Origin of the sequence: Pseudomonas canadensis, assembly GCF_030980095.1 — a bacterium.
Classification (GTDB): Bacteria; Pseudomonadota; Gammaproteobacteria; order Pseudomonadales; family Pseudomonadaceae; genus Aquipseudomonas; species Aquipseudomonas canadensis.
Genome location: NZ_CP133298.1, coordinates 1,509,142 through 1,531,255, shown reverse-complemented (window position 1 = coordinate 1,531,255; position 22,114 = coordinate 1,509,142). Strand labels below are relative to the sequence as shown.

Below are 22,114 nucleotides of genomic sequence, written 5' to 3'. Positions count from 1 at the left end.
CTTGCCCCGCCCGCGCTTGATCTACGGGCCTCTCAGGCAAACAGCCCGCCATAACAACAGCCGTCGGCCAGCCGTCATTGGATCGACATGGGCCTCCTTTTCCAGGCGTATGCCTACCTGTCATAAAGCTCGTGCAGAGTGATCTGCGCGCCCTACCCGCTTGCCAGGAGTCTTACGACATGAGGCCAGAAATCGCTGTGTTGGATATACAGGGTCAGTATCGGGTTTACACGGAGTTCTATCGCGCGGACGCTGCTGCAAAGACCATCATCCTGGTCAACGGCTCCATGGCCACCACGGCATCCTTCGCCCAAACCGTGAAAAGCCTGTACCCGCAATTCAATGTGGTTTTGTACGACCAGCCCTACGCTGGCCGCTCCAAAATCCACAACCGCCACGAGCAAATGCTGACGAAGGAAGTCGAAGGCCAGCTCCTGCTGGAACTCATCGATCACTTCGCCGCCGAACACGTACTGTCCTTTTCCTGGGGCGGCGCCGCCACCCTGGTTGCCCTCGCCCATCGCCCGCGCCGCGTGGAGAAGGCCGTGATCAGTTCGTTCTCCCCGGTGATCAACGCCCCGATGCGCGACTACCTGGAACGCGGCGTCGACTACCTCGGCAATCTCGACCGCGACCGCGTCGGCCACCTCGTCAACAGCACCATCGGCAAACACCTGCCGTCACTGTTCAAGCGCTTCAACTACAAGCACGTGAGCAGCCTGGCCGAGCATGAGTATGGGCAGATGCATTTTCACATCAGCCACGTGCTGAACAGCGATCGCTTGTGCTACCTCAAGGCGGCCAAGCAGATCGACATTCCGGTGTTGTTTCTCAACGGTGAATGGGACGAATACACCAGCGCCCAGGATGCCAAGCTGTTTGGTCAGCATGTGGCCAACAGCAGCTTCAGTACGATTCAGGCGACGGGGCATTTCCTGGACATGGAGCACAAGGCGGCGTGCCGGGACAGCCGGGATGCAGTGGTGGGCTTCTTGAAACCGGAGCGGCAGGTCAGCCGGTTGCGCTATCACCAAGGCCAGGCGCAGCATGCCTTTGCCATTTGAATGCTTGTGTAGGAGCTGGCTTGCCTGCGATGGCTCTCGGGGTATCAGGTAAACCGAGGCGATGCCATCGCAGGCAAGCCAGCTCCTACAAAGGCACATAACCCACACATTTTTGAAGAAAAACTTCAAATCCCCGCGAACTTCTGGTACAAAGTCAGCCGCTCTGAGCGGGTATAGTTTAATGGTAGAACAGTAGCTTCCCAAGCTTCCGACGAGGGTTCGATTCCCTCTACCCGCTCCACTCAAATTCTCGTTTCGCGTCAAGTTGCGTTTGACGGGGGATGCATAAAAAACCGGTCCTTGATGACCGGTTTTTTTATGGCCGCGATTTGACGCATCAATCATCGGTCGGGAATACCTGTACAAATCTATATTCTTGTACAAGTATCCTTCGAACGTGCTGACGCACAATCACGGAGCCGAGCAATGACACGTCTACTGGTTTCATTGTTATTGATGTTGAGTTTGAGCAGTTGCGCCAACGTAGGCGTCGAGCGCTACGTTGATCAGCAGCCGCATCTGGACCTGGAGCGTTTCTTCAGCAAGCCCGTCAAGGCCTGGGGCATTTTCCAGAAGCGTTCCGGTGAGGTCACCAAGCGCTTTGAAGTGGATATCGCCAGCCGGCGCGAGGGCAACGCCTTGATTCTCGACGAGCGTTTTCTGTACAGCGACGGCACGCGTCAACAACGTGTATGGACGCTGACACCGGATGGCCCAGGGCGCTGGAGGGGGCGGGCGGGTGATGTGGTCGGCGAGGCGATCGGCGAAGTGGCCGGTAACGCGCTGCGTTGGCGCTACAGGCTCAACCTGCCAGTGGACGGTTCGGTCTACGAGGTGAGCTTTGATGACTGGATGTATCTGATGGACGAGGACACCTTGATCAACCGCTCCAGCATGACCAAGTTCGGCGTCGAATGGGGCCAAGTCACGCTGTTCTTTCGTCGCCAATGAATGACCCGCAGTGAGGGTGAAACATGAACCTGCAAATGCTGACTGAGTTGGCCATGAACGGTGAAGTTCGCGAGCTGGAGTTGCTGTCGCTGGAGGGTGGCTTCTATATCGCGCGCGTCAGGCTGGATAACGCGGAGATGACACTGCAGGGCGATGACGCCCAGCCGCTGCGCATCGGCTCCACCACGCATTTGCGCAGCCTGTTGCAACGGGTTCCGCCCTTTCCCTGCGTGCTGGTGCAGCACTGTGTGCACGATGAAATGTGCGGTGTGCGGGAAGGACCGATCGGCGCATTGCGCATTCCGTTTACGCTGGCCTCGTCCCTGTAGCATCTGGAATTTGTTGGCTCCCCTACCCCTTGGTATGGGCGGCCTGGGAAGGCAAGCCTATGCGGTGCGCCAAGTGACCTAGGCGGCTTGATCCACGCGGTCCTGCGCCGCTTCCACCAGCATCAGCCCCAACTCGATCATTTGCTGGATCGCAAGGGCCAGGTAGCGCTGTTGGGAAGGCAGGGTTTCGGCGAACTCATTGGTCATGGCTCCCGCACCGGCGATGGTTTCGTAGGCGTTGGCGAGCAGTGCTTCGGTGTTGGCTTCGGGACGGACGCTGAACAGTTTTACGGATGGATTACATGAGTCATTACACATCTGTTGATCCTCGATAAGGACCACCACCCCAAGGGTTAGGGTGGCAGCTGTACGCAGGTTAGTAGACCGGAAATTTCCTCGAAAACCGGCGCGCCCGAAGACGCCCTGCGCACAGCTACCAATAGATTCAGGCACTGAAATGCCTGACTGCAAGGACAGCCATACGCCGAGGAAATTTTTTATCGGGCTACTAAACCCGACCGCTGATGGGCAGCGGCAGACGAACCTTAAAGAGGTCGCCCAAGACGCACAACTCGGACGATTCTGATGGTTGTGTAGGCAATGCCGCAAGGTTCGAATACAGCCTCTCTCCCCGAACTGCCACTGCAAATTTTGGCAACAGGAAAACCTTCAAGAACGTTTGAAACCGAAGCGCTCCCCACGCATCCTCCCCAGCCTTTGCCAGCTGCCATTCCTATTGCCAACAAGTATCCACTTGGATACAGTTAGGCCACGCGAGGTCCTGTGAGCTATTTGATCCAGCAAACCCAAGCCTTCATTAACTGGCGTTCAGAAGTACGCGACCTACGAGCAAAGATCGCAATAGGTCGACGTATCGAAAGAGCCAGCATGGGTAACCTGGGCGATATCAAGACACTAGGTAACGGCATCTCAGAAATGCGGATAGACGTTGGTTCGGGTTATCGAATTTATTTCACTTTGCGAGGTAAGGTGATCGTCATCTTGCTGGTAGGCGGTGACAAGTCTTCCCAGGACACTGATATCCGTAGAGCAAAAAAATTGGCAAAAGAGGTTTGATCATGAAACAAACGCTGACGACATTTGATATGGCCGAACTGCTCGACAGCGACGAGGCCATCAGTGAATACCTCTCTCAGGTTCTGGCCGACGGCGACAATCAAGAATTTCTTCGCGCCATCGGCTACGTGGCTAAAGCCCGAGGAATGACAAAGATCGCTGCCGAAGCGGGCATGGGTCGTGAGAGCCTTTATAAGGCATTCGCCCCTGGCGCAAAACCTCGCTTCGAAACTGTACTCAAAGTACTCCACTCCCTCGGTATCGATCTATTTGCGCGGGCTGGACATCCGGTCGACCGCTCGATTATTTGAGCTCGAAGCCCCGCCGCACCACCCACGCCAACGGCAACGTCACCAGCAACACCCCCGCCAATACCATCACCGCCACCGACACACCCAGCGCATCCCCAACCCCGCCGAACACCACCGGCGCCAGCGCACCACCCCCAATGGTGCCGGTGTAGAACATCGCAAACGCCTGCTCCCGCTTCCCCGCGCCCGCCAGATCCGGCACGGCGCCGTACAGCACCGAAGACGTACCGTTGAGCACCAGGCCCAGCAACGGCAGCATCGCCATCAACCCGGCCAGCGGCACATACACGGCGGCAACGATCAGCAACGCAGTGCTGGTTTCCGTCAGCCACACGGTTTTCATCATGCCGATGCGCGCCCCTAGATAGCCGCAGAGCAATTTGCCGAATGCGCCACCGATAAACAGCAGCGTCAGGGCCAGGCCAATACCGGCAGTGCCCGCGCCTTTCGCTTGCAGCAGAAAGGGCAGGAAGGTGAGAAAGCCCATGCGTACGGCGCTGTCGAGGGTGCCTGTGAGAATCAAGGCGCGCAGGCCGGTGACGGAGCCACTTCCGCTGAAAGGCTTTGCGCTTTTTGTAGAGGTGGATTCGGATGCTTTTGCAGGAACCAACCACCACAGCAACCCCGCCGCTGCCAAGCCGAGCAACCCCAGCAACGTCGCGCTGGCACGCCAGCTGATGACGGTGAGCAGCAACCCAATCAAGCCCGGAATCAGCGTTTTGCCAATATCGCCGGAAAAGTTGTACTGGGACAGTGCCTGCTTGATTCCGCCACCGTCCTCGTAGGCGTCGCTGATCATCGAAGAGGCCAGCGGGTGTTGGGTGCTGGCGCCCAATCCACCTAACAGAAGTGCCAGCAGCAACATCACCCATCCAGTGGCTTGGCCCACCATTAGATAAGCCGCACCGGCAAGTGCTGTGCCGCCCACCAGCATCGATACCCGGCCCCAGCGTTTCGCGGCGCGGCTGGCCATGAGTTGGAACACTGCCATCATCCCGGAATAGGCACCGCGTAACAGTCCGATCTGGGCGTATGACAGCGCGAACTGCGCCTGCCAGATCGGCAATAGCACGTAGATGACATCGGTAAGGCCATCATGCACGGCATGGGCGCTGCAGCCGGCGATCAAGGTACGGCGGCGGTTTGAGGTGTCGTTCATGGCGTCGCGATCAGTTGAGGTTTAACGGGCTTCCAGCCAGTGAGCGCGATCAACAAGGTCAACACCTGGAAGGCAATAATCAGCACCACACACCCGGCCCAGCCCCAACGCTCCCAGATCAACGCCGGGATAATCGCACCGCAACTGCCGCCCAGGTAGTAACAGGTGAGGTACACGCCCACGGCGCCTGCTTTGTTGTCACCTGCGGTCGCGGTGGTGAATGCGTTGGCCGCCGCCTGGGCCAGGAACACGCCAGTCGAGCTGAGCGAAAGGCCTGCAACAATGCACCACAAAGAGGGCAACAGCGTCAGCGCGGAGCCGGTAATACCCAGCACCGCAGCCACGCTCAGCAGTTCAGCATGTGGCCGGGCCTTGCTGAGACGGCCGGCGATGGGGATCACGATCAGCGCCAGCAGGAACACCATGTACAGCGTGCCCAGCGCCGCAGGCCCCAGGCTGAACGGCGGTAATCCGAGATACAAACCTGCGTAGGTAAACGCCGCCACCTGGGAAAACAGCACGCAAAAACCTACCGCATAGGCGGCCAATAAAGGTTTGCGAAAAACCGCCGAAAACGCAGTTTCAACCCTCACGGATCGCGCACGGCTGACCGGTAAAAGGAACTGGATAAACCCACCCACCATCAGGCTTAGCACCGCCATCAACTCAAAGGCTTCGCGCCAGCCCACGTACTCCGTCATCACACCCGTGACGAAGCGCCCGGCAAACCCACCCAACACTGTCCCGGCCACGTAAAGACTGGTGACTTCCGTGACCGTGCCGCCACGCCAGCGGTCGCCGATGTACGCCACGCTGGTAGCAAACACCACCGGAATCAGCATGCCCTCCACAAAGCGCCACACCAGCACCTCGGCAAAGCTGTCGGCATAGGCTGTCATCAACGCAGGCACCGCCAGCAACAACGCCGCAGCGCTGATCACCGTGCGTTGCTCAAAGCGCCCGGTCAGCCGGCTGACGAAAGGCGCAGTGATCGCCACCGCCAGGGTCGTCACGGTGATACTCCACCCCGCCGCCTTGGCGCTGATGTGAAACTGCGCGGCGAACGTCTGGAGAATGCTCTGGGTGGCATACAGGTTGAGAAACGCCGCGCAGCCACACAGGAACAGGGCAAGACGGGCACAATGCAGGCGCGGTTTCATGAAACCTCTCGTTTTATTTTGTGAGGTCTTTATAGAATGGCCGGCAGGTCTAAAACCAATACCGATTTCAGACCGATCGATACCCAAGGACCAGGATGCTCGACCTACGCAAGCTGCGTTACTTTCTGACGGTCGCCGAAGAATTGCACTTCGGCCGCGCGGCCATTCGCCTGCACCTGGCGCAGCCGCCGCTGACCCGCCAGATCTCGGCGCTGGAGACCGAGTTGGGCTTCAAGCTGTTCGATCGCACCAGCCGTACGGTCACCCTCACCGCGCAAGGCCGCTCGTTCCTGCCCTATGCCCGTGGTGTGCTGGAGCAGGTTGAGTTGGCGCAAGTGATCGCCGGCAAACTGGCGGCGGGCACTGCGGGACAACTAACGCTGGGGTATGTGAGTTCGATCGCGCTTTCGGACCTGTTCAGCCAGGCGATCCAGGCATTTTCCCTGCGCTTCCCCGATGTCCAGTTGACCCTCGTGGAATGCGCCTCCGGCAGCCTCGGCGCGCAGGTGGCGGATGGGCGGCTGGATATCGGCTTGAGTCGCCTGTTGCCGCAAGGCGAAGCGGTGCAAGCGCTGTCCCTGGGCGAAGAAAGGCTGGTGGCCGCCGTGTCCAGTGAGAGCCCGTTGGCCCGCCAGGCAAGCGTCAACCTGGCGCAGCTCAGCGCGTACCCGTTGATTCTGTTTCCGGCGGATTATGGATCGGGGCTCAACCAGTCCATCGAGCAGCTTTATCGGCATCATGGCCAGCCTTTGTGCCCGGGCCCGACCGGGCGGCAGATCACGTCGATCATTGCGCTGGTGGCCGCCGGGCAAGGTGTGGCGTTGGTGCCGGCATGTACGCAGAGTTTGATGAATAAAGGTGTGACGTACAGGCCGCTGGCGGAAGTGGATGCGTGTGCGCAACTGTTAGTTCTTACCCGAAAACAAGAACACAACTTATTGATCCAAGCCTTTATGAACGTAATAAATAGAGTGATATAGCCTAGATAGCGTATCAAGGGTTTTGAAAGAGCCCTCGTACGTTCCTTTCGGAAAATTCGTTCAATATGAATGGATGCGGTCGCGTTGATTACACAGCTTTGGTGGTTATAGTAAGTACCCTTTTGAGGGTTCAATGATGCTTTACCCGATTGCAATTTCAAGCGGCGACGAGGATCACGCCTGGGGCGTGGAGGTGCCGGATATTCCCGGCTGCTACTCCGCCGGTGACGACCTGGACGACGCCATGGCCATGGCTCGCGAAGCCATCGAAGGGCACTTCGAGATACTGGCGGAAGACGGTGCACCGATTCCCAGTGCGCAGAAGGTCACCCTGCATGCAGCCAACCCTCAGTACGCAGGCTGCACCTGGGCGGTGGTGGACATTGATGTCACCAAGTATCTGGGCAAGGCGCAGAAGCTCAACATCACGCTGTCGGGCTACCTGCTGAACCGCATCGATGAATATGTACTGCATCATCCGGAAGAAAAAAGCCGCTCGGGGTTTCTGGCGTCGGCGGCGCTTAAAGTGCTGCAACAGGAAGGGTAACGATGCTCCTACTCAAGCCCAGCCACTCCAGACACCCCACCTACAAGGTGATCGGCCTGGTACTGATCCTGCCGCTGATGATCTCGTTGATGAGGCTGGGTGGAATGGGTGTGCTATTAGCCCTTGCGACTTCAGCCTATGGCGTCTGGTTCGCGGTTCGGTACGCCAGTACGGGGCTAAAGGTGACGGCTGTGCTGGTCACATTGCTCAATATCCTCTCAACGGTGTTGCTATCGACCCCCTCGGTGTTGATGGCCCTCGGTTACATCGCGTGGTTGTTCGCTTATCCGGCGTTCTCGGAGTGGCTCTACTGGCGGCGCTGAATTTGATCGCAAGAAACGTAGTTTGCCGATCAGCGCTCCACTCTAGACTCCCACTACACCCACCTTCAGGAGCCCGCTCATGACCTACGAATACAAACTCATGCCCTCCCCGGTCGGCCAACTTACCCTGGTGGCACGCGACGGCAAACTCAGCGCCATCCTGTGGGAAACCGAGCGCGCCAACCGTGTACGCCTGGGTGAATTGTACGAAGCGCCTGAAAGCCCGGTGCTGGTGGAAACCCAACGCCAGTTGCAGGAGTATTTCGCCGGCACCCGCAACCATTTCGAGCTGGAACTGGATTTCGCCGGCACTGACTTCCAGAAACAAGTCTGGCAGGCGCTGCTAACGATTCCCTTCGGCGAAACCCGCAGCTACAGCCAGATCGCCCAGCAGATCGGCAACCCGAAAGCGGTACGTGCGGTGGGTGCCGCCAATGGGCGTAACCCCATCTCGATCATTGCGCCGTGCCATCGGGTGATTGGTGCGTCAGGTGGGCTGACCGGCTTTGCAGGAGGGTTGGAGGCCAAACAGTATTTGCTGGCGCTGGAAGGTACAGGCCAGGCTGAATTGGCGTTCTGAAAGCCCTCAGCAAATGTAAAAAGAAATTTCAAAGAATCCCTGCGGTCCATTATTTCATCACCCCCTTCCAAGGAAAACGGTCATGAAATTCTCCGCAGTCTCCCAATCCCTGTCCCGTTGGGCCGGCAGCCCGCGCACGTTCTACGCGGCAGTGGCGTTGATCCTGGCGTGGAGCCTGAGCGGGCCGTATTTCCACTACAACGACACGTGGCAACTGATCATCAACACCTCGACCACCATCATCACCTTCCTGATGGTGTTCCTGATCCAGAACACGCAGAACCGCGACAACGACATCCTGCATATCAAGATCGATGAACTGCTGCGTGTGTCCAAGGATGCACAAAATGCCGTGCTCAGCCTGGACGGCCTGGACCGCAAAGAGCTGGAGAAACTGCGCCAGGAATACCGCAGCATCGGCAACGCGGGCACGGTGAGCCTGAATAGCAGTTGCGGTCATGCTGCCGACGATGCGGCACCGACCAAGACCGATTTGAACCAGGCATAAAAAACGGCGGTTGGATCTGATCCAACCGCCGTTGTTTTATTTCAAGTGACGCACTTAACCGTCGCCTTGATGACCTTTACCGTAGGTCGACGCCAAGGCGCGAGCCTTCTGCAAACGCTCTTCCAGCTTGGGCAGCGTCTCATCGACCAGCGCTTTTATTTCCGGCACGTCCGACGCCGCGCCTTCCTGTTTGAACAGCGCGATGGCGTCTTCGTTTTCCTTCACCTGCTGTGCGGTGTAGGCCGCATCAAACGAGTCGCCGTCCTTGAGTTCCGGCATCAGGGTTTCGGCTTTGTCGACAATTTTTTCCCGCGGCGCTACCGGCAGATCAAGCTTCTTGGCGATGGCCGCCAGGTGCTGGTTGGCCAGGGTGCGCTCGTTGATCACCTCGATGGTGTAGTCCTTGATCTCTTGGGAAGAGGTCTTGGCGTGGGCCATGCGACTGGTTTCGATATCGGCCATACCCTTGGCCGAAGCCTGCTCGATGAATTCAGCAGGCGACTGGGCGAAAGCATTGCTGGCGCCGAGGCCCAGCAGCATCGCGAAACTGGCGGTGCGTAACCGGATAGCCATGCGGCTCATGATGGGTTCCTCCAGGCTGAAAATAAAGGCGGGGGAACACACCCCGCCCTCAATTCGAATTTTCAGGGCGGCAAAGGTTTAGAAAAAACTCGCCAGTGCGACGAACGGTCATCATCAAATCAAGTGGGTTTGCTGCCAAACAGGCCCGGCAAAGCGTGCGCCAGGGCGTTGATGGCGAAGCCAATAAACACCGCCCACTTCCCGCGCGCCAACAATCGCGATCAGCGCCGTGGAGCACTACACCAGATGCCCACAAAGGAAACCGGCCCCGGCACGACGACCACGGGCGGCACCGATGCCAAATACGGCCAGCACCCCAGGCCCCGGGGTAATACCGTAGATGAAACCTGAAGCGAGGACGGCCAGCAGCAAGGATGGGGTCATGGGCGCGACTCAAACTGAGGGTTAAGCGGTGGAGGGATTCTGCACGTTCCCACACTACGGGTAAAACTGCATTCCGGCATAGGGCTTGGCCCGACAGGCTTGCAGCCGCGAGGCCAGGTCGCCGACATGGGCTTCGAGCTTGTGGCCATCGGGGTCGAGAAAATAGAACGAGGCACCTTCACTGCGGTTGTCGCGCCACTCCTCTACCAGCGCTGCTCGCAGGCGTTCTACCAACGCGGTGAAATCAGCCGCTGCCACTGTAAACGCGTAATGGGTGTAATCGGCCGCCGGCTTCGAATCGCGCAGCGCATCGAGCGACAAACACAACCAGACCCCTGGCAGTGAGAGATAGGCGCCGGCGTTCCAAGTGGCATCAAGGTGAAGTTGCAGCAGCTCATGGTAGAAACGGATGCTGCGCGGCAAGTCGGTGACGGCCAGGGTCAGGTGGTTGAAGCCTGAGAGCATGTTGGGGTTTTCCTGTCAGCAGTGGCTTTCGGACAATACACCCTGCACTCGCCCAATCAACCATTGCAACCCCGAATCCCCGCCCCGTCGTACATGCCACGCCAGTTCGAACGCAAACGACGGAATATGAAAGGGCGGCGGCACCGCCAGCAACTGCTCTTGATCAACATCCAGCACGCCTCGGGAAGACACGGTCAGGATCAAGTCCGTGCCCCGGATCAACTGCGGCGCCACGCCCCAGTGCGGCAGGCTGATCGCCACATGCCGACGCTCCCGAATCGCCGTCAGAGCCCGCTCGATTTCCGGCGTGCCACTGCCGCGCATTTCCAGCAATACATGGGGGCGTGACAGGTAGGTGGACAGATCCAGTGTGCCGCTTGCCGGCAGGCTTTCGCGGTCCACCAGACAGGTGTAGTGCTCTTCGAACAAGGGTGTAGTCCGCAGTTCGGCGGGCATGTCGGGGAACACCCCCGCCGCCAGGTCGAGGTCGCCATTGAGCACCCCGTCCACCATACCTTCACGGCTGGCCTGGATGATTTGCAGGTCGATACCCGGCGCTTCGCGGCGCAGCGCACGCACAAGGTCGGGAAGGAACATCGCCGCGCTGTAGTCAGACATCGCCACCCGAAACCTGCGCTTGGCCGACGCCGGGTCAAAGCGATTCGGCGCCAGCAAGGCCTGCACCTGGGCCAGGGCTTCAGCCAGTGGCGTGGCCAACTCCAGCGCGCGGGCGGTCGGCACCAGGCTGCCACCTTGGCGCATCAGCAGCGGATCACCGAGCAGGTCACGCAGACGCGCCAGCGCATGACTGACCGCCGGTTGGCTCAGGTGTAGACGCTCAGCCGCACGGGTGACGTGTTGCTCGCTGAGCAAGGCGTCGAGGATCACCAGCAGGTTGAGGTCGATGCGGCGCAGATCATTCATCAGCTGCATGCTCAGCATAAGAACTTGGAATTTAAATTTGCGTGACGAATAGCCTAGAGTCCAGCAAAACCTCTGGGAGATTCGCCATGACAACGTTGCATTGGGTGGGTTTATTGGCGCTGGCGGTCATCGCCGGTGCAGTGGTGCCGTTTCAAAGTGCGGTCAACGCCAACCTCGGACGCGGCCTTGGCCACCCGTTGTGGGCCACGTTGGCGTCGTTGCTGGTGAGCATCATCGTGTTGCTGCCGGTGATTCTGGCGCTGCGCCTGCCGTTACCGAGCCTGGCGTTTATCAACAAGGCGCCGCTATGGATGTGGGCCGGTGGTGCGTTTGGCGTGTGCTTTATTTCCCTGGCGTTGATGCTGTTGCCCAAGCTCGGCGCCTCGGGGTTTATCGCGCTGGCCATGGCTGGGCAGATTCTGGCGTCGCTGGTGCTGGATCACTTCGGACTGTTCGGCCTGGTGGAGCGCCAACTGACAACGCCCCGCGTGCTGGGGGCGTTGTTGTTGATCGGCGGCGTCGGGTTGATTCAGTTCAGCGCTACACCCGCACGCGTCTTGGCCACCGCTGGCTGATCAGCCCTTGTCGAGGGTGCGCAGTTTTTGCGGCAACCCCCACAGCAGCAACGCCGCCGCCAGCAACGCACACATGCCGATCACGTAAAGCGCCGGCGTGGTGCTGCCGGTGAGGTCCTTGATCCGCCCCACCATCACCGGGCTGACAATGCCACCAAACTGGCCGAGGGTATTGATCACCGCAATCCCGCCCGCCGCGCCGGCTCCAGCACCAGCCAGTAGCTTGGGTGGCAGCGTCCAGAAGGTCGGGATCGAAGCGATGATGCCCGCGCCCAACATGCCCAGGGCAATGATCAGGAAAGTAGTGTGATCGGCAAAAATGCCGGCACTGAAGAAGCCCACCGCACCCAGTACCACCAGGCCACAGACGAACTTGCGACGCTCACCCGTGGCATCCGACAGCCGCCCGATCACCACCATGCTGATGGCGCCACACACATAAGGAATCGCCGTGAGCAGGCCGATCATCACCGGGCTCTGGGTGCCCGCGCTGCGGATCAACTGCGGCGCCCAGAAGTTGAGGCCGTAGGATGCCACCTGGATCAGAAAGTAGATGAAACCGAGCATCAGGAACCCTGGAATACGGATCGCCGACAACAGAGAACCACCGTGCTGGTTCGGCTCATGCTTGGCGATGCGGCTCGACAGCAGGGTCTTCTCCGCCGCCGTCAGCCAGTGGGCGTCTTCGATGCGATCCTTGAGCAAGGTCAGCACCAGGAAACCCAGGCCGATGCACGGCAAGCCGCCGAGCAGGAACAACCAGTGCCAGCCGCGCATCTGCAAGACACCGTCGAGGTGTTCCAACACCAGGCCGGAGAACGGTGCGCCCACCAGGCCCGCAAAGGCCGAGGCCAGGAACAGCATCGAAGTGATGCGTCCACGAAAATGCTGCGGGAACCATAAGGTCAGGTAGTACAGCACGCCTGGCGCAAAACCCGCCTCCATCGCGCCGATGATGAAGCGCAGGCCGTAGAACTGCCACTCGGCCGTGACAAACACCATGGCCGCCGTCGCCAGCCCCCACGACATCATGATCCGCGCAATCCAGCGTCGCGCGCCGACCTTGTACAGCATCATGTTGCTCGGCACTTCGAAGATCACATAACCCACCACAAACAGCCCGGCCCCCAAGCCGTAGGCGGTGTCGCTCAGGCTCAGGTCAGCCTGCAACTGGAACTTGGCGAAGCTGATGTTGATACGGTCAAAAAACGCGAACAGATAGCACACCATGATCAGCGGCATCAGGCGCCAGGCGACCTTGCTGACCAGGGCTTTTTCGGCATCGATTTCAGCGGCCGGGCGCGCGCCGGCCTCCAACGTATTAGTGCTCATGGTTTCTCTCCAGCGGGCTGCTCACAGGCGCCCGATTGTTTTTGTTGTCTGGTGCGGCGTTACAGCGTTGCGATATACGCCGGGGGTGGATGCAGGTCGCAATTGCGCCCGGCCTTGGCTACCTGCCCGGGCAACTCGTGTCCAAGCAAAGCGGGAAGACGGCGGGACATATTCAGCAGATGCGGCAGGTCGATGCCGGTGTGAATCCCGACTTCATCACACAGGTTCACCAGGTCTTCGGTGCAGATATTGCCCGACGCCCCCGGCGCAAACGGGCAGCCCCCCAAGCTACCCAGCGCCGCGTCAAAACGACGGGCGCCGGCCTCATAGGCGGCCAGCACGTTGCACAAGCCCAGGCCGCGCGTGTTGTGGAAATGCAGGGTCAGATTGCTGGCGGGCACACGCTCCAGCACGCGTTTGACCAGGCGTGTCACTTGACGCGGATTGGCCATGCCGGTGGTGTCCGCCAAGCTGATGCCCTGGATTCCAAGTGTTTGATAATCCTCGACAATCTGCAGAACGCGGTCTTCATCGATCCTGCCCTCGAACGGGCAACCGAAGGTGGTGGCAATGCTGCCGTTGAGCCTCACCGGGTAGTCGCGGGCAAAACTGACGATGTCATCAAACGCCGCCAACGACGCCTCGCAGCGCATGCGCATATTGGCCAGGTTGTGGGTCTGGCTGGCGGACATCACCAGGTTCAGTTCATCGGCGCGAGACGCGATGGCACGCTGCGCGCCCTTGAGGTTGGGGATCAGCGCCACGTAGATCACACCCGGTTTGCGCTCGATGCCCTGAAACACTTGTTCACCATCACGCAACGCCGGAATGGCCTTGGGCGAGACGAACGAACCGGCTTCGATCCGCGAAAAGCCGGCCTGGGAAAGCTGGTCGATCAGAGCGATCTTGTCGGCCGTCTCGACCCAGGTCGGCTCGATCTGCAGACCGTCGCGCGGCGACACTTCCTGCACGATCAGCGCGTCGGAATAATCAGAAATCATTGCACCACTCCCGAGGCTTTCAGGCGTTGGATATCGGCAACCGTCATGCCCAGATCGCCGAGGATAGCGTCGGTGTGCTGGCCCAACGTCGGGCCCTGCCAATTCACGCTGCCGGGGGTTTCCGAGAGCTTGGGCACGATGCCCGGCATCTTCACCGACACACCGCCGGGCAGCTGCGCAGTGAGCAACATGTCACGCGCCTGGTAGTGCGGGTCACTGACGATATCCGCGACGGAGTAGATGCGCCCCGCCGGTACCTCTGCGGCTTCAAGCGCGCTGAGTACTTGGTCGATGGGCAGGCTGCTGGTCCAGTGGGTGATCGCGGCGTCGAGCAATCCACTCTTGGCCGCGCGGCCATCGTTGTGGGCGAACTCAGGCGCGTCAGCCAGGTCGGCGCGGCCGATGGTGGTCATCAGGCGTTTGTAGATCGGGTCGCTGTTGCCGGCGATCACCACATAGGCTCCGTCGGCTGTGAGGTAGGTGTTGGACGGCGCAATGCCCGGCAAGGCGCCGCCGCTGCGTTCGCGCACATGGCCCAGCATGTCGTATTCCGGCACCAGGCTTTCCATCAGGTTGAACACACTTTCGGCCAGTGACACATCGACAATCTGCCCATCACCCTGCCCCGTCTTGACCCGCAACAGCGACATCAGCGCGCCGATCACGCCGTGCAACGAGGCCAGGGAATCGCCCAGGCTTACACCAACCCGTGCCGGCGGTGAATCCGGATTGCCGGTGGTGTAACGGATACCGCCCATGGCCTCGCCGATGGCTCCGAAACCCGGACGGTCGCGGTAAGGGCCAGTCTGGCCATAGCCGGAAATGCGCACCAGGGTCAGCTTGGGGTTGAGGGCGTGCAGCACGTCCCAGCCCAGCCCGAGTTTTTCCAGGCCACCGGGGCGCAGGTTTTCGATCAGCACATCGGCGTCGCCGAGCAGTTGCTTGATCAGGTCCAAGCCTTCCGGCGACTTGAGGTCCAGCGCCAGGGACTTCTTGTTGCGCGATTGCAGGTACCACCACAGCGACGTGCCTTCGTGCAGCTTTCGCCATTTGCGAAGCGGATCGCCCTGGCCCATGGCTTCGATCTTGATCACCTCGGCGCCAAACTCGGCCATCAGCCGGGCGGCGAACGGCGCGGCAATCAGGGTGCCGATCTCAATCACCTTGATACCGCTCAGGGGAGCCGTCATGGGGTGTACCTCTTATTCTTGGAATGTGACGCCAAGACTAGAGGGCCGGTGCACGGGAAATCCAACCGTCAGTTGGCAACAAGCGTTCTCTAAACGCGAACGCCCCTGTAGGAGCCGGCTTGCCGGCGATGGCGTCCTCGAAACCGGCGGATGCATTGAAATGGCCATCGCCGGCAAGCCGGGCTCCTACAAGGGGTTGTGGAGGTAGTCGAAGAGCAGCCGGCTGACGGGGGACAGCGGCGCCTCATCACGCACCACCAGGATCAGGCTGCGATCCGACCAGTCGTCCGTCAGCGGCACGGCATGCAAACCCAATGCACGACCAAACAGTTCATATGCTTTCTTCGGCAGGATTCCGATGCCCATGTTCGCCTGGACCATCCGGCACATCGCATCGAACCCCGGCACATGAATGCGCAGGCGCAGCATCTTGCCCGCCTCGCGCGCAGCGGCGTGAGTGCGCATGTTGATGGAGCTGGCGGCGTGCAGCCCGACGTAGTCGCTATCCAGGGTTTCGTTGAAGGCCAGGGTTTTGCGCGCTGCCAATGGGTGATCCGCCGGCATCAGCACCACCAGTTTGTCGTGGCGATACGTCACGCTGGGCAGGCCTTTGGTGTCGGTGTCACTGGAGCAGATCCCCAGGTCCGCCACGCCATCCAGCACGCCTTGCACCACCCCATTGCTGGGACGTTCTTCCAGGTCGGTTTTCACTTCGGGATGCCGCTCGGAAAAATCCCGCAGGTCTTCCGGAAGGAACTGAATGATTGCCGACAGATTGGCCAGCATCCGCACATAACCGCGCACGCCATGGCTGTGCTCGCCCAGCTCCAGGCCCATCTTCTCGACGTTGAACAGCATCTGCCGCGCATGGTGCAACAGGGTTTCGCCAGCGGCAGTCAGGTCCATACCCTTGGCCCGCCGTACGAACAGACTGACGCCCAGCACCTGCTCCAGCTCCATCAGCCGCTTGCTGGCGGCCGATACGGCGATAGCTTCGCGGTTGGCGGCGCGGGTCAGCGTGCCTTCCTCAAACACCGCGACGAACAACTGCAATGTGATCAGGTCCAGCCGCCGCACCAGGCTCTTGTGCAACATCAGCGACGCTCGCTGGCCAGCCGATTGATCGCGGCCTGCTCCACCACCGGCTGCGGCGCGCCTTGGCGCGCCGCCTGCAACATCGCCCGGCCCACCGTTTCGGTACTCACCACCCAACCCGGTTTCAGCCGTCGCACAAACGACAGCAACGGCCCAAGCACCGAATAGAAGGACTGATACAACGGCGTCTTCGAACGCACGCCATGCAACGGCTGGATCACTCCCGGACGGAACAGGTACACCGCTTTGAAGGGCAGGCGCAGCAAGGCGTTCTCAGTCTTACCCTTGACCCGCGCCCACATCGACTTGCCCGCTTCGGAGCTATCGGTACCGGCGCCGGACACATAGATAAACGTCATATGTGGATTGAGCCGCGCCAACGTGCTGGCGGCGACCAGAGTAAGGTCATAGGTGAGGTGGGTGTACTTGACTTCATTCATCCCCGCCGACGAAACGCCGAGGCAGAAGAAACACGCATCAAAGCCTTGCAGCAGGTTTTCCAGGGGCTGGAAATCCAGCATGTCGCTGTGCAACACCTGGTGCAGCTTGCCGTGTTCCTGGGTCAGGGGCGTGCGGCCGACAGCGACGACTTCCTGCACGTCGGCGGCCAACAGGCACTCACGCAGCACGCCTTGGCCGACCATGCCTGTGGCGCCGAATAACAGAACTCTCATAGGGGGACCTCAGCGGCAAGCCGCAAGCTTCAAGCTCAAGTTGAACGCATTCAGCTTGTAGCTTAACGCTTGCGGCTAAAGGCTGCCCCTATCAAAACGCGCTGCGAAAGATCTCCTCAATCTGACGCTGATCCGCCCGCCGAGGGTTGGTCAGGCCGCAGGCATCTTTCAGCGCGTTGGTCGCCAGTAAAGGAATGTCCTGCAACTTGGCGCCCAGCTCGCGCAATCCTGCCGGGATCTCGACATCATGGGCCAGGCTGCGAATGGCGGCGATGGCGGCTTGGGCGCCCTCTTCATCGGTGATGCCCTTGACGTCGGCACCCAACGCACGGCCCACGTCGCTCAGGCGTTTGGCGCTGACGCTGGCGTTGAAGCTTTGCACATGGGGCAGCAACACCGCGTTGCATACGCCGTGGGGCAGATCGTATAAACCTCCCAGTTGGTGCGCCATGGCGTGCACAAAACCCAGGGACGCATTGTTGAAGGCCATGCCGGCGAGGAATTGCGCATAGGCCATGTTTTCCCGGGCGGCCTTGTCGCTGCCGTCGCGCACCGCCAGGCGCAGATTGGCGCTGATCAGTTCGATGGCTTTGATGGCACAGGCGTCGGTGATCGGGTTGGCGGCGGTGGACACGTAGGCTTCGATGGCGTGGGTCAACGCGTCCATGCCGGTGGCGGCGGTAAGACCCTTGGGCATGCCGACCATCAGCGCCGGGTCGTTGACCGACAGCAGCGGCGTGACGTTGCGGTCGACGATGGCCATTTTCACATGGCGGGTTTCGTCGGTGATGATGCAGAAACGTGTCATCTCGCTGGCGGTGCCGGCAGTGGTGTTGATGGCCACCAGGGGCAGTTGCGGTTTGCCGGACTGGTCAACGCCTTCGTAGTCGCCGATATGCCCACCGTTGGTGGCACACAGGGCGATGCCTTTGGCGCAGTCATGGGGTGAACCGCCGCCCAGGGACACCACGAAATCACAAGCGCTTTCCTGCAACAGCGCCAGGCCTTTCTCAACGTTTTCCACATTCGGGTTGGGCTTGGCGCCGTCGTAGATCACCGAGTCGATGTCCTGCATCGCCAGTTTCTCAGCGATCATGCTCGCCACGCCGGCCTTGGCCAGGCCGGCGTCGGTGACGATCAGCGCCTTGCGAAAACCATAGTTGCGAATGGCGGTCATGGCTTCGTCGAGGCAGTCGGTGCCCATGATGTTCACGGCGGGGATAAAGAAGGTGCTGCTCATGGTCAATCCTCAGAGGCTTTATGCCTACAGCATCAACCTGCGCTACCCAGCGCATCTTGATCAGGATCAACGCCGACCCGTGATAAAGTCTCCGTCCAGCCGATTTCGAGTAGACCCGCCGCAATGAAGGATTTCCAGGATATTGACGCCCACCTTGAAGACTGGAGCGCCCTGCGCAGCAGTACGGACTTCAGCGGGATTCTGATCGGCAATGGCGCGAGCCGTGCCATTTGGGAAGACTTTGCCTACGACTCGCTGTTCGAAAACGCTCGCACCGTCGAAGAAAAACCCCTCAGCCAGTCCGAGCTCAGCGTATTCGACGCCCTGCAAACCCGCAGTTTCGAGCAAGCCCTGGGCGCGTTGAAGACCACCAGCCGGGTCAACAAGGCTCTGGCCGTCAGCTCGGCGGCGCCGCGCAATCGCTATTACGCGATCAAGGAAGCCTTGATCAATACCATCCATGCGGTGCATATCCCATGGCGCCTGGTGCAGCCGTCGACGCTGGCAACGATCAACGCTGAGCTGAAGCATTACTCAACGGTATTCACCAGCAACTACGACCTGCTCAACTATTGGGCCATCCTGCACACGCCGGGCATCGACGACCTGTTCCGCAGCGCCGACGCCAGCTTCGACCTGCGTGACACCCGCACCGATGCTACGCGCATCCTCTACCTGCACGGCGGCCTGCACCTGGTGCGCAACCTGGATGGTACCGCGCGCAAACTGCCGACCACCGACAGCACCTTGCTCAGCAGCTTTGCGATCAACAACACGATCAAGACCCTGGACGATGTGCCGCTGTTTGTCAGCGAGGGCAAGGTTGAGGAGAAGCTCAAGACGATCCGCAGTTCGGATTACCTGTCGTTCTGCTATGAGCAGTTGCTCAGCCACGAAGGTGCACTGTGCATCTTTGGCCATGACCTGGGACCGCAGGACAAACACCTGGTGGATGCGATTCGCCATGCCAGGCTGACCACGCTGGCGATCTCGGTGTCGGGGCGCAGTGATGGGTTTATCCGTCAGCAGAAGCGGCGGTATTCGGAGTTGTTTGAGGGGACGGGCGTGGAACTGAAGTTCTTTGCGGCGCGCACGCATCCATTGGGCAACCCAGCGCTGTCAGTGCCTGTCGAACGCTGATCCCCCGAATAACCCATTACCTGTAGGAGCCCGGCTTGCCGGCGATAGCGTTTCTGCGGACGCCATCGCCGGCAAGCCGGGCTCCTACAGAGGATTGCGTCAATCTTCCGCGCTGTGCACCACGACCAGCAATTGTGCCTGCACCGGCCCCACCGAGCGCAACCGATGGGGCTTCTGCGCATTGAAGTGCAGCGCATCGCCGCGCTCCAGGATCACCCGTTCGTTCATGAAGTCCACTTCCACCTGGCCTTCGTGCACAAACAGAAACTCTTCCCCCACATGCTCCTTGAAGGTCTTGTCGGTGAACTCCGCCGGCGGGTAGATGATGAACGGCAGCAGGCTGCGTTCGCTGACCTGATGGGCCAGCACCGCATAACCCGGTGACGTGTCCGGCCGCTCATGGCTGCGCACCAGGCTGTAGCTGTCGAGGCTGACGCTGTCTTCGCTGAACAGCTCTTCGACCTTCACGTTCAACGCCTTGGCCAGCTTCAACGCGGCGGCAATTGACGGCGTGTTCAGCCCGCGCTCGACCTTGGACAGGTAACTCTTGGTCATCCCAGACTTTTCGGCCAGGACATCCAACGTCACACCAAGTTTTTTTCTCAATAATTTCAAACGGATAGACATGCGCTGCGATTAATCCATGCAGTAAGCGATGAGCTGTGCTTGCCAATGACACAAAGTGTCATATAGCATCGTTAGTGTCATTTGCAGCCACCGAGGGCACCCGATATGGCCAAGACATTAGCACTCCCAAAAGACCAACTGGTCAAGCAAGCACTGGTCCAGATGCAAAACACCCTGGCGGATAATACGTGGACCGTCCGGCAAAAGCTGGCGCTTACATGTCGCATCCTGTTCGAGAACGGCCACGACTCCGGCCTGGCCGGGCAGATCACCGCGCGCGGGCCGGAACAGGGCACCTATTACACTCAGCAATTGGGCCTGGGTTTTGATGAGATCACCGCCAGCAACCTGTTGCTGGTGAACGAGGACCTTGAAGTACTGGAAGGCCACGGCATTCCCAACCCGGCCAACCGTTTTCACAGTTGGGTATACCGTGGGCGGCCGGATGTGAACTGCATCATCCACACCCACCCCACCCACATCGCCGCGCTCTCGATGCTGGAAGTGCCGCTGCAGGTGTCCCATATGGACCTCTGCCCGCTGTACGAAGACTGCGCCTTCCTGGAGGCCTGGCCGGGTGTTCCGGTGGGCAATGAAGAAGGGGAAATCATCACCACGGCACTGGGTGACAAACGCGCGATCCTGCTCTCGCACCACGGCCAGTTGTCCACCGGGGCGAGCATCGAGGAAGCCTGCGTGATCGCGCAGTTGATCGAGCGCGCGGCCAAATTGCAGTTGCTGGCGATGGCGGCCGGCACCATCAAGCCGATCCTGCCCGAGCTGGGTCGCGAGGCCCATGACTGGATCTCCCGGCCCAAGCGTCACGGTGCCGCGTTCAACTACTACGCCCGGCAGAACCTGCGTCAACACGCCGATTGCCTGAACTGACTAGCCCATTTCTGACCGGAGACTTCCCATGTCCAGCCCAACCATTCACGGCATCATCGGCTACACCATCACCCCGTTCAGCGCCGACGGCCAACGCGTTGACCTCGACGCCCTCGGCCGCTCCATTGACCGCCTGATTGACGGCGGCGTACACGCCATCGCGCCACTGGGAAGCACCGGTGAAGGTGCGTACTTGAGCGACGCCGAGTGGGACGAAGTCAGCGCCTACAGCCTGGCCAAAATCGCCCGTCGAGTACCGACCATCGTCAGCGTGTCCGACCTCACCACCGCCAAAGCCGTACGCCGCGCCCGCTACGCCGAGGCCAATGGCGCCGATGTAGTGATGGTGCTGCCGACCTCCTACTGGAAACTCAGCGAAGCAGAAATCATCGCCCACTACGCCGCGATCGGCGACAGCATCGGCGTGCCGATCATGCTCTACAACAACCCGGCCACCAGCGGCACGGACATGTCGGTGGACCTGATCCTGCGCATCATCAAGCAGGTGGCCAACGTGACCATGGTCAAGGAGAGCACCGGGGATATCCAGCGCATGCACCAGTTGCATCGCCACAGCGACGTGCCGTTCTACAACGGTTGCAATCCGCTGGCGCTGGAAGCCTTCGCGGCGGGTGCCAAAGGTTGGTGCACGGCGGCGCCGAACCTGATCCCACAGCTCAACCTGGCGTTGTATGAGGCGGTGTTGGCGAATGACCTCACCCAGGCGCGGGAGCTGTTTTACCGCCAGTTGCCGTTACTGGACTTCATCCTCAAGGGTGGATTGCCAGCCACGATCAAGGCCGGGCTGCGGTTGACCGGATTGGAAGCGGGTGACCCGCGTCTGCCGGTGTTCCCATTAGGTGAAACCGGGATTGAACACTTGAGAAAAATGCTGACAACCGTCTGAAAAAGGCGGCAGGAGCCGGATATCCGGCTCCGACAAAATAAACGAGACAAATGACAATGGTTCTCGATACCATTCGCGACTTTCTCCAAGTCGTGCTTCGT

Annotated in this window: 27 protein-coding genes, 1 tRNA gene and 1 pseudogene; 15 read left to right on the top strand and 14 right to left on the bottom strand. The window is 60.1% G+C overall.

Going from position 1 to position 22,114, the window contains the following annotated elements; translation table 11 throughout:
- The first annotated feature begins 179 nt into the window (after positions 1-179).
- The 4 genes from RB216_RS07020 (at position 180) to RB216_RS07005 (ending at position 2,344) form a co-directional block, all read left to right on the top strand.
- Positions 180-1,064, top strand: coding sequence for an alpha/beta fold hydrolase (locus RB216_RS07020; RefSeq protein ID WP_068937617.1), 885 nt, complete (start codon positions 180-182; stop codon positions 1,062-1,064).
- A gap of 167 nt (positions 1,065-1,231) precedes the next feature.
- Positions 1,232-1,305: transfer RNA gene (locus RB216_RS07015), tRNA-Gly, on the top strand.
- Between the two features lie 185 nt (positions 1,306-1,490).
- Positions 1,491-2,015, top strand: a complete 525-nt coding sequence (locus RB216_RS07010) for a DUF3833 domain-containing protein (protein ID WP_028619325.1) — start codon at positions 1,491-1,493, stop codon at positions 2,013-2,015.
- A 23-nt stretch (positions 2,016-2,038) separates the two neighbouring features.
- Positions 2,039-2,344 (top strand): DUF6482 family protein, encoded by a 306-nt coding sequence (locus RB216_RS07005; RefSeq protein WP_028619324.1) that lies wholly within the window; start codon positions 2,039-2,041, stop codon positions 2,342-2,344.
- A gap of 78 nt (positions 2,345-2,422) precedes the next feature.
- Here RB216_RS07005 and RB216_RS07000 read toward each other — a convergent pair whose 3' ends face one another.
- Entirely contained in the window at positions 2,423-2,662 is a 240-nt protein-coding gene (locus RB216_RS07000; protein ID WP_028619323.1) for a DUF6124 family protein, read from the bottom strand.
- Positions 2,663-3,127: 465 nt separating this feature from the next.
- Here RB216_RS07000 and RB216_RS06995 point away from each other — a divergent pair, with 465 nt between their 5' ends.
- Together RB216_RS06995 and RB216_RS06990 are read left to right on the top strand one after the other, a co-directional pair.
- The gene (locus RB216_RS06995) at positions 3,128-3,421 is read left to right on the top strand and encodes a type II toxin-antitoxin system RelE/ParE family toxin (protein ID WP_068937614.1); all 294 of its coding nucleotides are present in this window, start codon (positions 3,128-3,130) and stop codon (positions 3,419-3,421) included.
- A 2-nt stretch (positions 3,422-3,423) separates the two neighbouring features.
- Entirely contained in the window at positions 3,424-3,732 is a 309-nt protein-coding gene (locus RB216_RS06990; RefSeq protein WP_016975142.1) for an addiction module antidote protein, read from the top strand.
- Here the strand turns inward: RB216_RS06990 and RB216_RS06985 are convergent.
- Both RB216_RS06985 and RB216_RS06980 read right to left on the bottom strand, forming a co-directional pair.
- Positions 3,725-4,891, bottom strand: a complete 1,167-nt coding sequence (locus RB216_RS06985) for an MFS transporter (RefSeq protein ID WP_305384076.1) — start codon at positions 4,889-4,891, stop codon at positions 3,725-3,727. The two genes, RB216_RS06990 and RB216_RS06985, sit on opposite strands and share 8 nt — an antisense overlap.
- On the bottom strand, positions 4,888-6,051 hold the full coding sequence (locus RB216_RS06980) for an MFS transporter (RefSeq protein WP_305384074.1): 1,164 nt from the start codon (positions 6,049-6,051) through the stop codon (positions 4,888-4,890). Before RB216_RS06980 ends, RB216_RS06985 begins: the two co-directional genes overlap by 4 nt.
- 95 nt (positions 6,052-6,146) lie before the next feature.
- Here RB216_RS06980 and RB216_RS06975 point away from each other — a divergent pair, with 95 nt between their 5' ends.
- The 5 genes from RB216_RS06975 to RB216_RS06955 all read left to right on the top strand — a co-directional run bounded on the left by RB216_RS06975 (position 6,147) and on the right by RB216_RS06955 (position 8,989).
- On the top strand, positions 6,147-7,031 hold the full coding sequence (locus tag RB216_RS06975) for a LysR family transcriptional regulator (protein ID WP_028619319.1): 885 nt from the start codon (positions 6,147-6,149) through the stop codon (positions 7,029-7,031).
- Positions 7,032-7,167: 136 nt separating this feature from the next.
- Positions 7,168-7,578 (top strand): type II toxin-antitoxin system HicB family antitoxin, encoded by a 411-nt coding sequence (locus tag RB216_RS06970; RefSeq protein WP_308908464.1) that lies wholly within the window; start codon positions 7,168-7,170, stop codon positions 7,576-7,578.
- A gap of 2 nt (positions 7,579-7,580) precedes the next feature.
- The gene (locus tag RB216_RS06965; protein ID WP_028619317.1) at positions 7,581-7,901 is read left to right on the top strand and encodes a hypothetical protein; all 321 of its coding nucleotides are present in this window, start codon (positions 7,581-7,583) and stop codon (positions 7,899-7,901) included.
- Positions 7,902-7,980: 79 nt separating this feature from the next.
- Entirely contained in the window at positions 7,981-8,481 is a 501-nt protein-coding gene (locus tag RB216_RS06960) for a methylated-DNA--[protein]-cysteine S-methyltransferase (protein WP_028619316.1), read from the top strand.
- An 82-nt stretch (positions 8,482-8,563) separates the two neighbouring features.
- Positions 8,564-8,989, top strand: coding sequence for a low affinity iron permease family protein (locus tag RB216_RS06955; protein ID WP_028619315.1), 426 nt, complete (start codon positions 8,564-8,566; stop codon positions 8,987-8,989).
- A 54-nt stretch (positions 8,990-9,043) separates the two neighbouring features.
- On the opposite strand, the gene RB216_RS06950 is transcribed toward RB216_RS06955, so the two are convergent.
- The 4 genes and pseudogenes from RB216_RS06950 to RB216_RS06935 form a co-directional block, all read right to left on the bottom strand.
- Entirely contained in the window at positions 9,044-9,571 is a 528-nt protein-coding gene (locus RB216_RS06950) for a DUF4142 domain-containing protein (RefSeq protein ID WP_016975135.1), read from the bottom strand.
- Positions 9,572-9,811: 240 nt separating this feature from the next.
- Positions 9,812-9,955 (bottom strand): annotated as a pseudogene (locus tag RB216_RS06945) (LysE family translocator); the annotation flags it as partial.
- Between the two features lie 54 nt (positions 9,956-10,009).
- On the bottom strand, positions 10,010-10,420 hold the full coding sequence (gene fos / locus RB216_RS06940) for a fosfomycin resistance glutathione transferase (protein ID WP_308908463.1): 411 nt from the start codon (positions 10,418-10,420) through the stop codon (positions 10,010-10,012).
- Positions 10,421-10,435: 15 nt separating this feature from the next.
- Positions 10,436-11,353, bottom strand: a complete 918-nt coding sequence (locus tag RB216_RS06935) for a LysR family transcriptional regulator (RefSeq protein ID WP_443704358.1) — start codon at positions 11,351-11,353, stop codon at positions 10,436-10,438.
- A 77-nt stretch (positions 11,354-11,430) separates the two neighbouring features.
- Here RB216_RS06935 and RB216_RS06930 point away from each other — a divergent pair, with 77 nt between their 5' ends.
- The gene (locus RB216_RS06930) at positions 11,431-11,919 is read left to right on the top strand and encodes a DMT family transporter (protein ID WP_308908461.1); all 489 of its coding nucleotides are present in this window, start codon (positions 11,431-11,433) and stop codon (positions 11,917-11,919) included.
- On the opposite strand, the gene RB216_RS06925 is transcribed toward RB216_RS06930, so the two are convergent.
- The 6 genes from RB216_RS06925 to yiaY form a co-directional block, all read right to left on the bottom strand.
- The gene (locus tag RB216_RS06925; protein WP_068937605.1) at positions 11,920-13,251 is read right to left on the bottom strand and encodes an MFS transporter; all 1,332 of its coding nucleotides are present in this window, start codon (positions 13,249-13,251) and stop codon (positions 11,920-11,922) included.
- 59 nt (positions 13,252-13,310) lie between these two features.
- Positions 13,311-14,252, bottom strand: a complete 942-nt coding sequence (locus RB216_RS06920; RefSeq protein ID WP_308908460.1) for a hydroxymethylglutaryl-CoA lyase — start codon at positions 14,250-14,252, stop codon at positions 13,311-13,313.
- Positions 14,249-15,442: a CaiB/BaiF CoA transferase family protein gene (locus RB216_RS06915; protein WP_028619309.1), complete on the bottom strand. Its 1,194-nt coding sequence runs from the start codon at positions 15,440-15,442 to the stop codon at positions 14,249-14,251. The genes RB216_RS06920 and RB216_RS06915 overlap by 4 nt, the downstream gene beginning before the upstream one ends.
- A gap of 186 nt (positions 15,443-15,628) precedes the next feature.
- Positions 15,629-16,537 carry a LysR family transcriptional regulator gene (locus RB216_RS06910; RefSeq protein ID WP_308908459.1) on the bottom strand — a complete coding sequence of 303 codons (909 nt, stop codon included), beginning with the start codon at positions 16,535-16,537 and terminating at the stop codon, positions 15,629-15,631.
- On the bottom strand, positions 16,537-17,211 hold the full coding sequence (locus tag RB216_RS06905) for an NAD(P)H-binding protein (protein ID WP_028619307.1): 675 nt from the start codon (positions 17,209-17,211) through the stop codon (positions 16,537-16,539). Before RB216_RS06905 ends, RB216_RS06910 begins: the two co-directional genes overlap by 1 nt.
- A 91-nt stretch (positions 17,212-17,302) precedes the next feature.
- A complete protein-coding gene (gene yiaY / locus RB216_RS06900) occupies positions 17,303-18,451 on the bottom strand; it encodes an L-threonine dehydrogenase (protein WP_028619306.1) in 1,149 nt (382 codons plus the stop codon).
- A 123-nt stretch (positions 18,452-18,574) separates the two neighbouring features.
- On the opposite strand from yiaY, the gene RB216_RS06895 reads away from it, so the two are divergent.
- Positions 18,575-19,591: a DUF4917 family protein gene (locus tag RB216_RS06895; RefSeq protein ID WP_068937600.1), complete on the top strand. Its 1,017-nt coding sequence runs from the start codon at positions 18,575-18,577 to the stop codon at positions 19,589-19,591.
- A gap of 99 nt (positions 19,592-19,690) precedes the next feature.
- Here the strand turns inward: RB216_RS06895 and RB216_RS06890 are convergent, their stop codons facing one another.
- Positions 19,691-20,218 carry a helix-turn-helix domain-containing protein gene (locus RB216_RS06890; protein ID WP_122686406.1) on the bottom strand — a complete coding sequence of 176 codons (528 nt, stop codon included), beginning with the start codon at positions 20,216-20,218 and terminating at the stop codon, positions 19,691-19,693.
- Between the two features lie 105 nt (positions 20,219-20,323).
- Between RB216_RS06890 and RB216_RS06885 the strand changes: the two genes are divergently transcribed.
- Together RB216_RS06885 and RB216_RS06880 are read left to right on the top strand one after the other, a co-directional pair.
- Entirely contained in the window at positions 20,324-21,106 is a 783-nt protein-coding gene (locus tag RB216_RS06885; protein WP_028619303.1) for an aldolase, read from the top strand.
- Positions 21,107-21,134: 28 nt separating this feature from the next.
- Positions 21,135-22,013, top strand: coding sequence for a dihydrodipicolinate synthase family protein (locus RB216_RS06880; protein WP_068937599.1), 879 nt, complete (start codon positions 21,135-21,137; stop codon positions 22,011-22,013).
- The last annotated feature ends 101 nt before the right edge of the window (positions 22,014-22,114 follow it).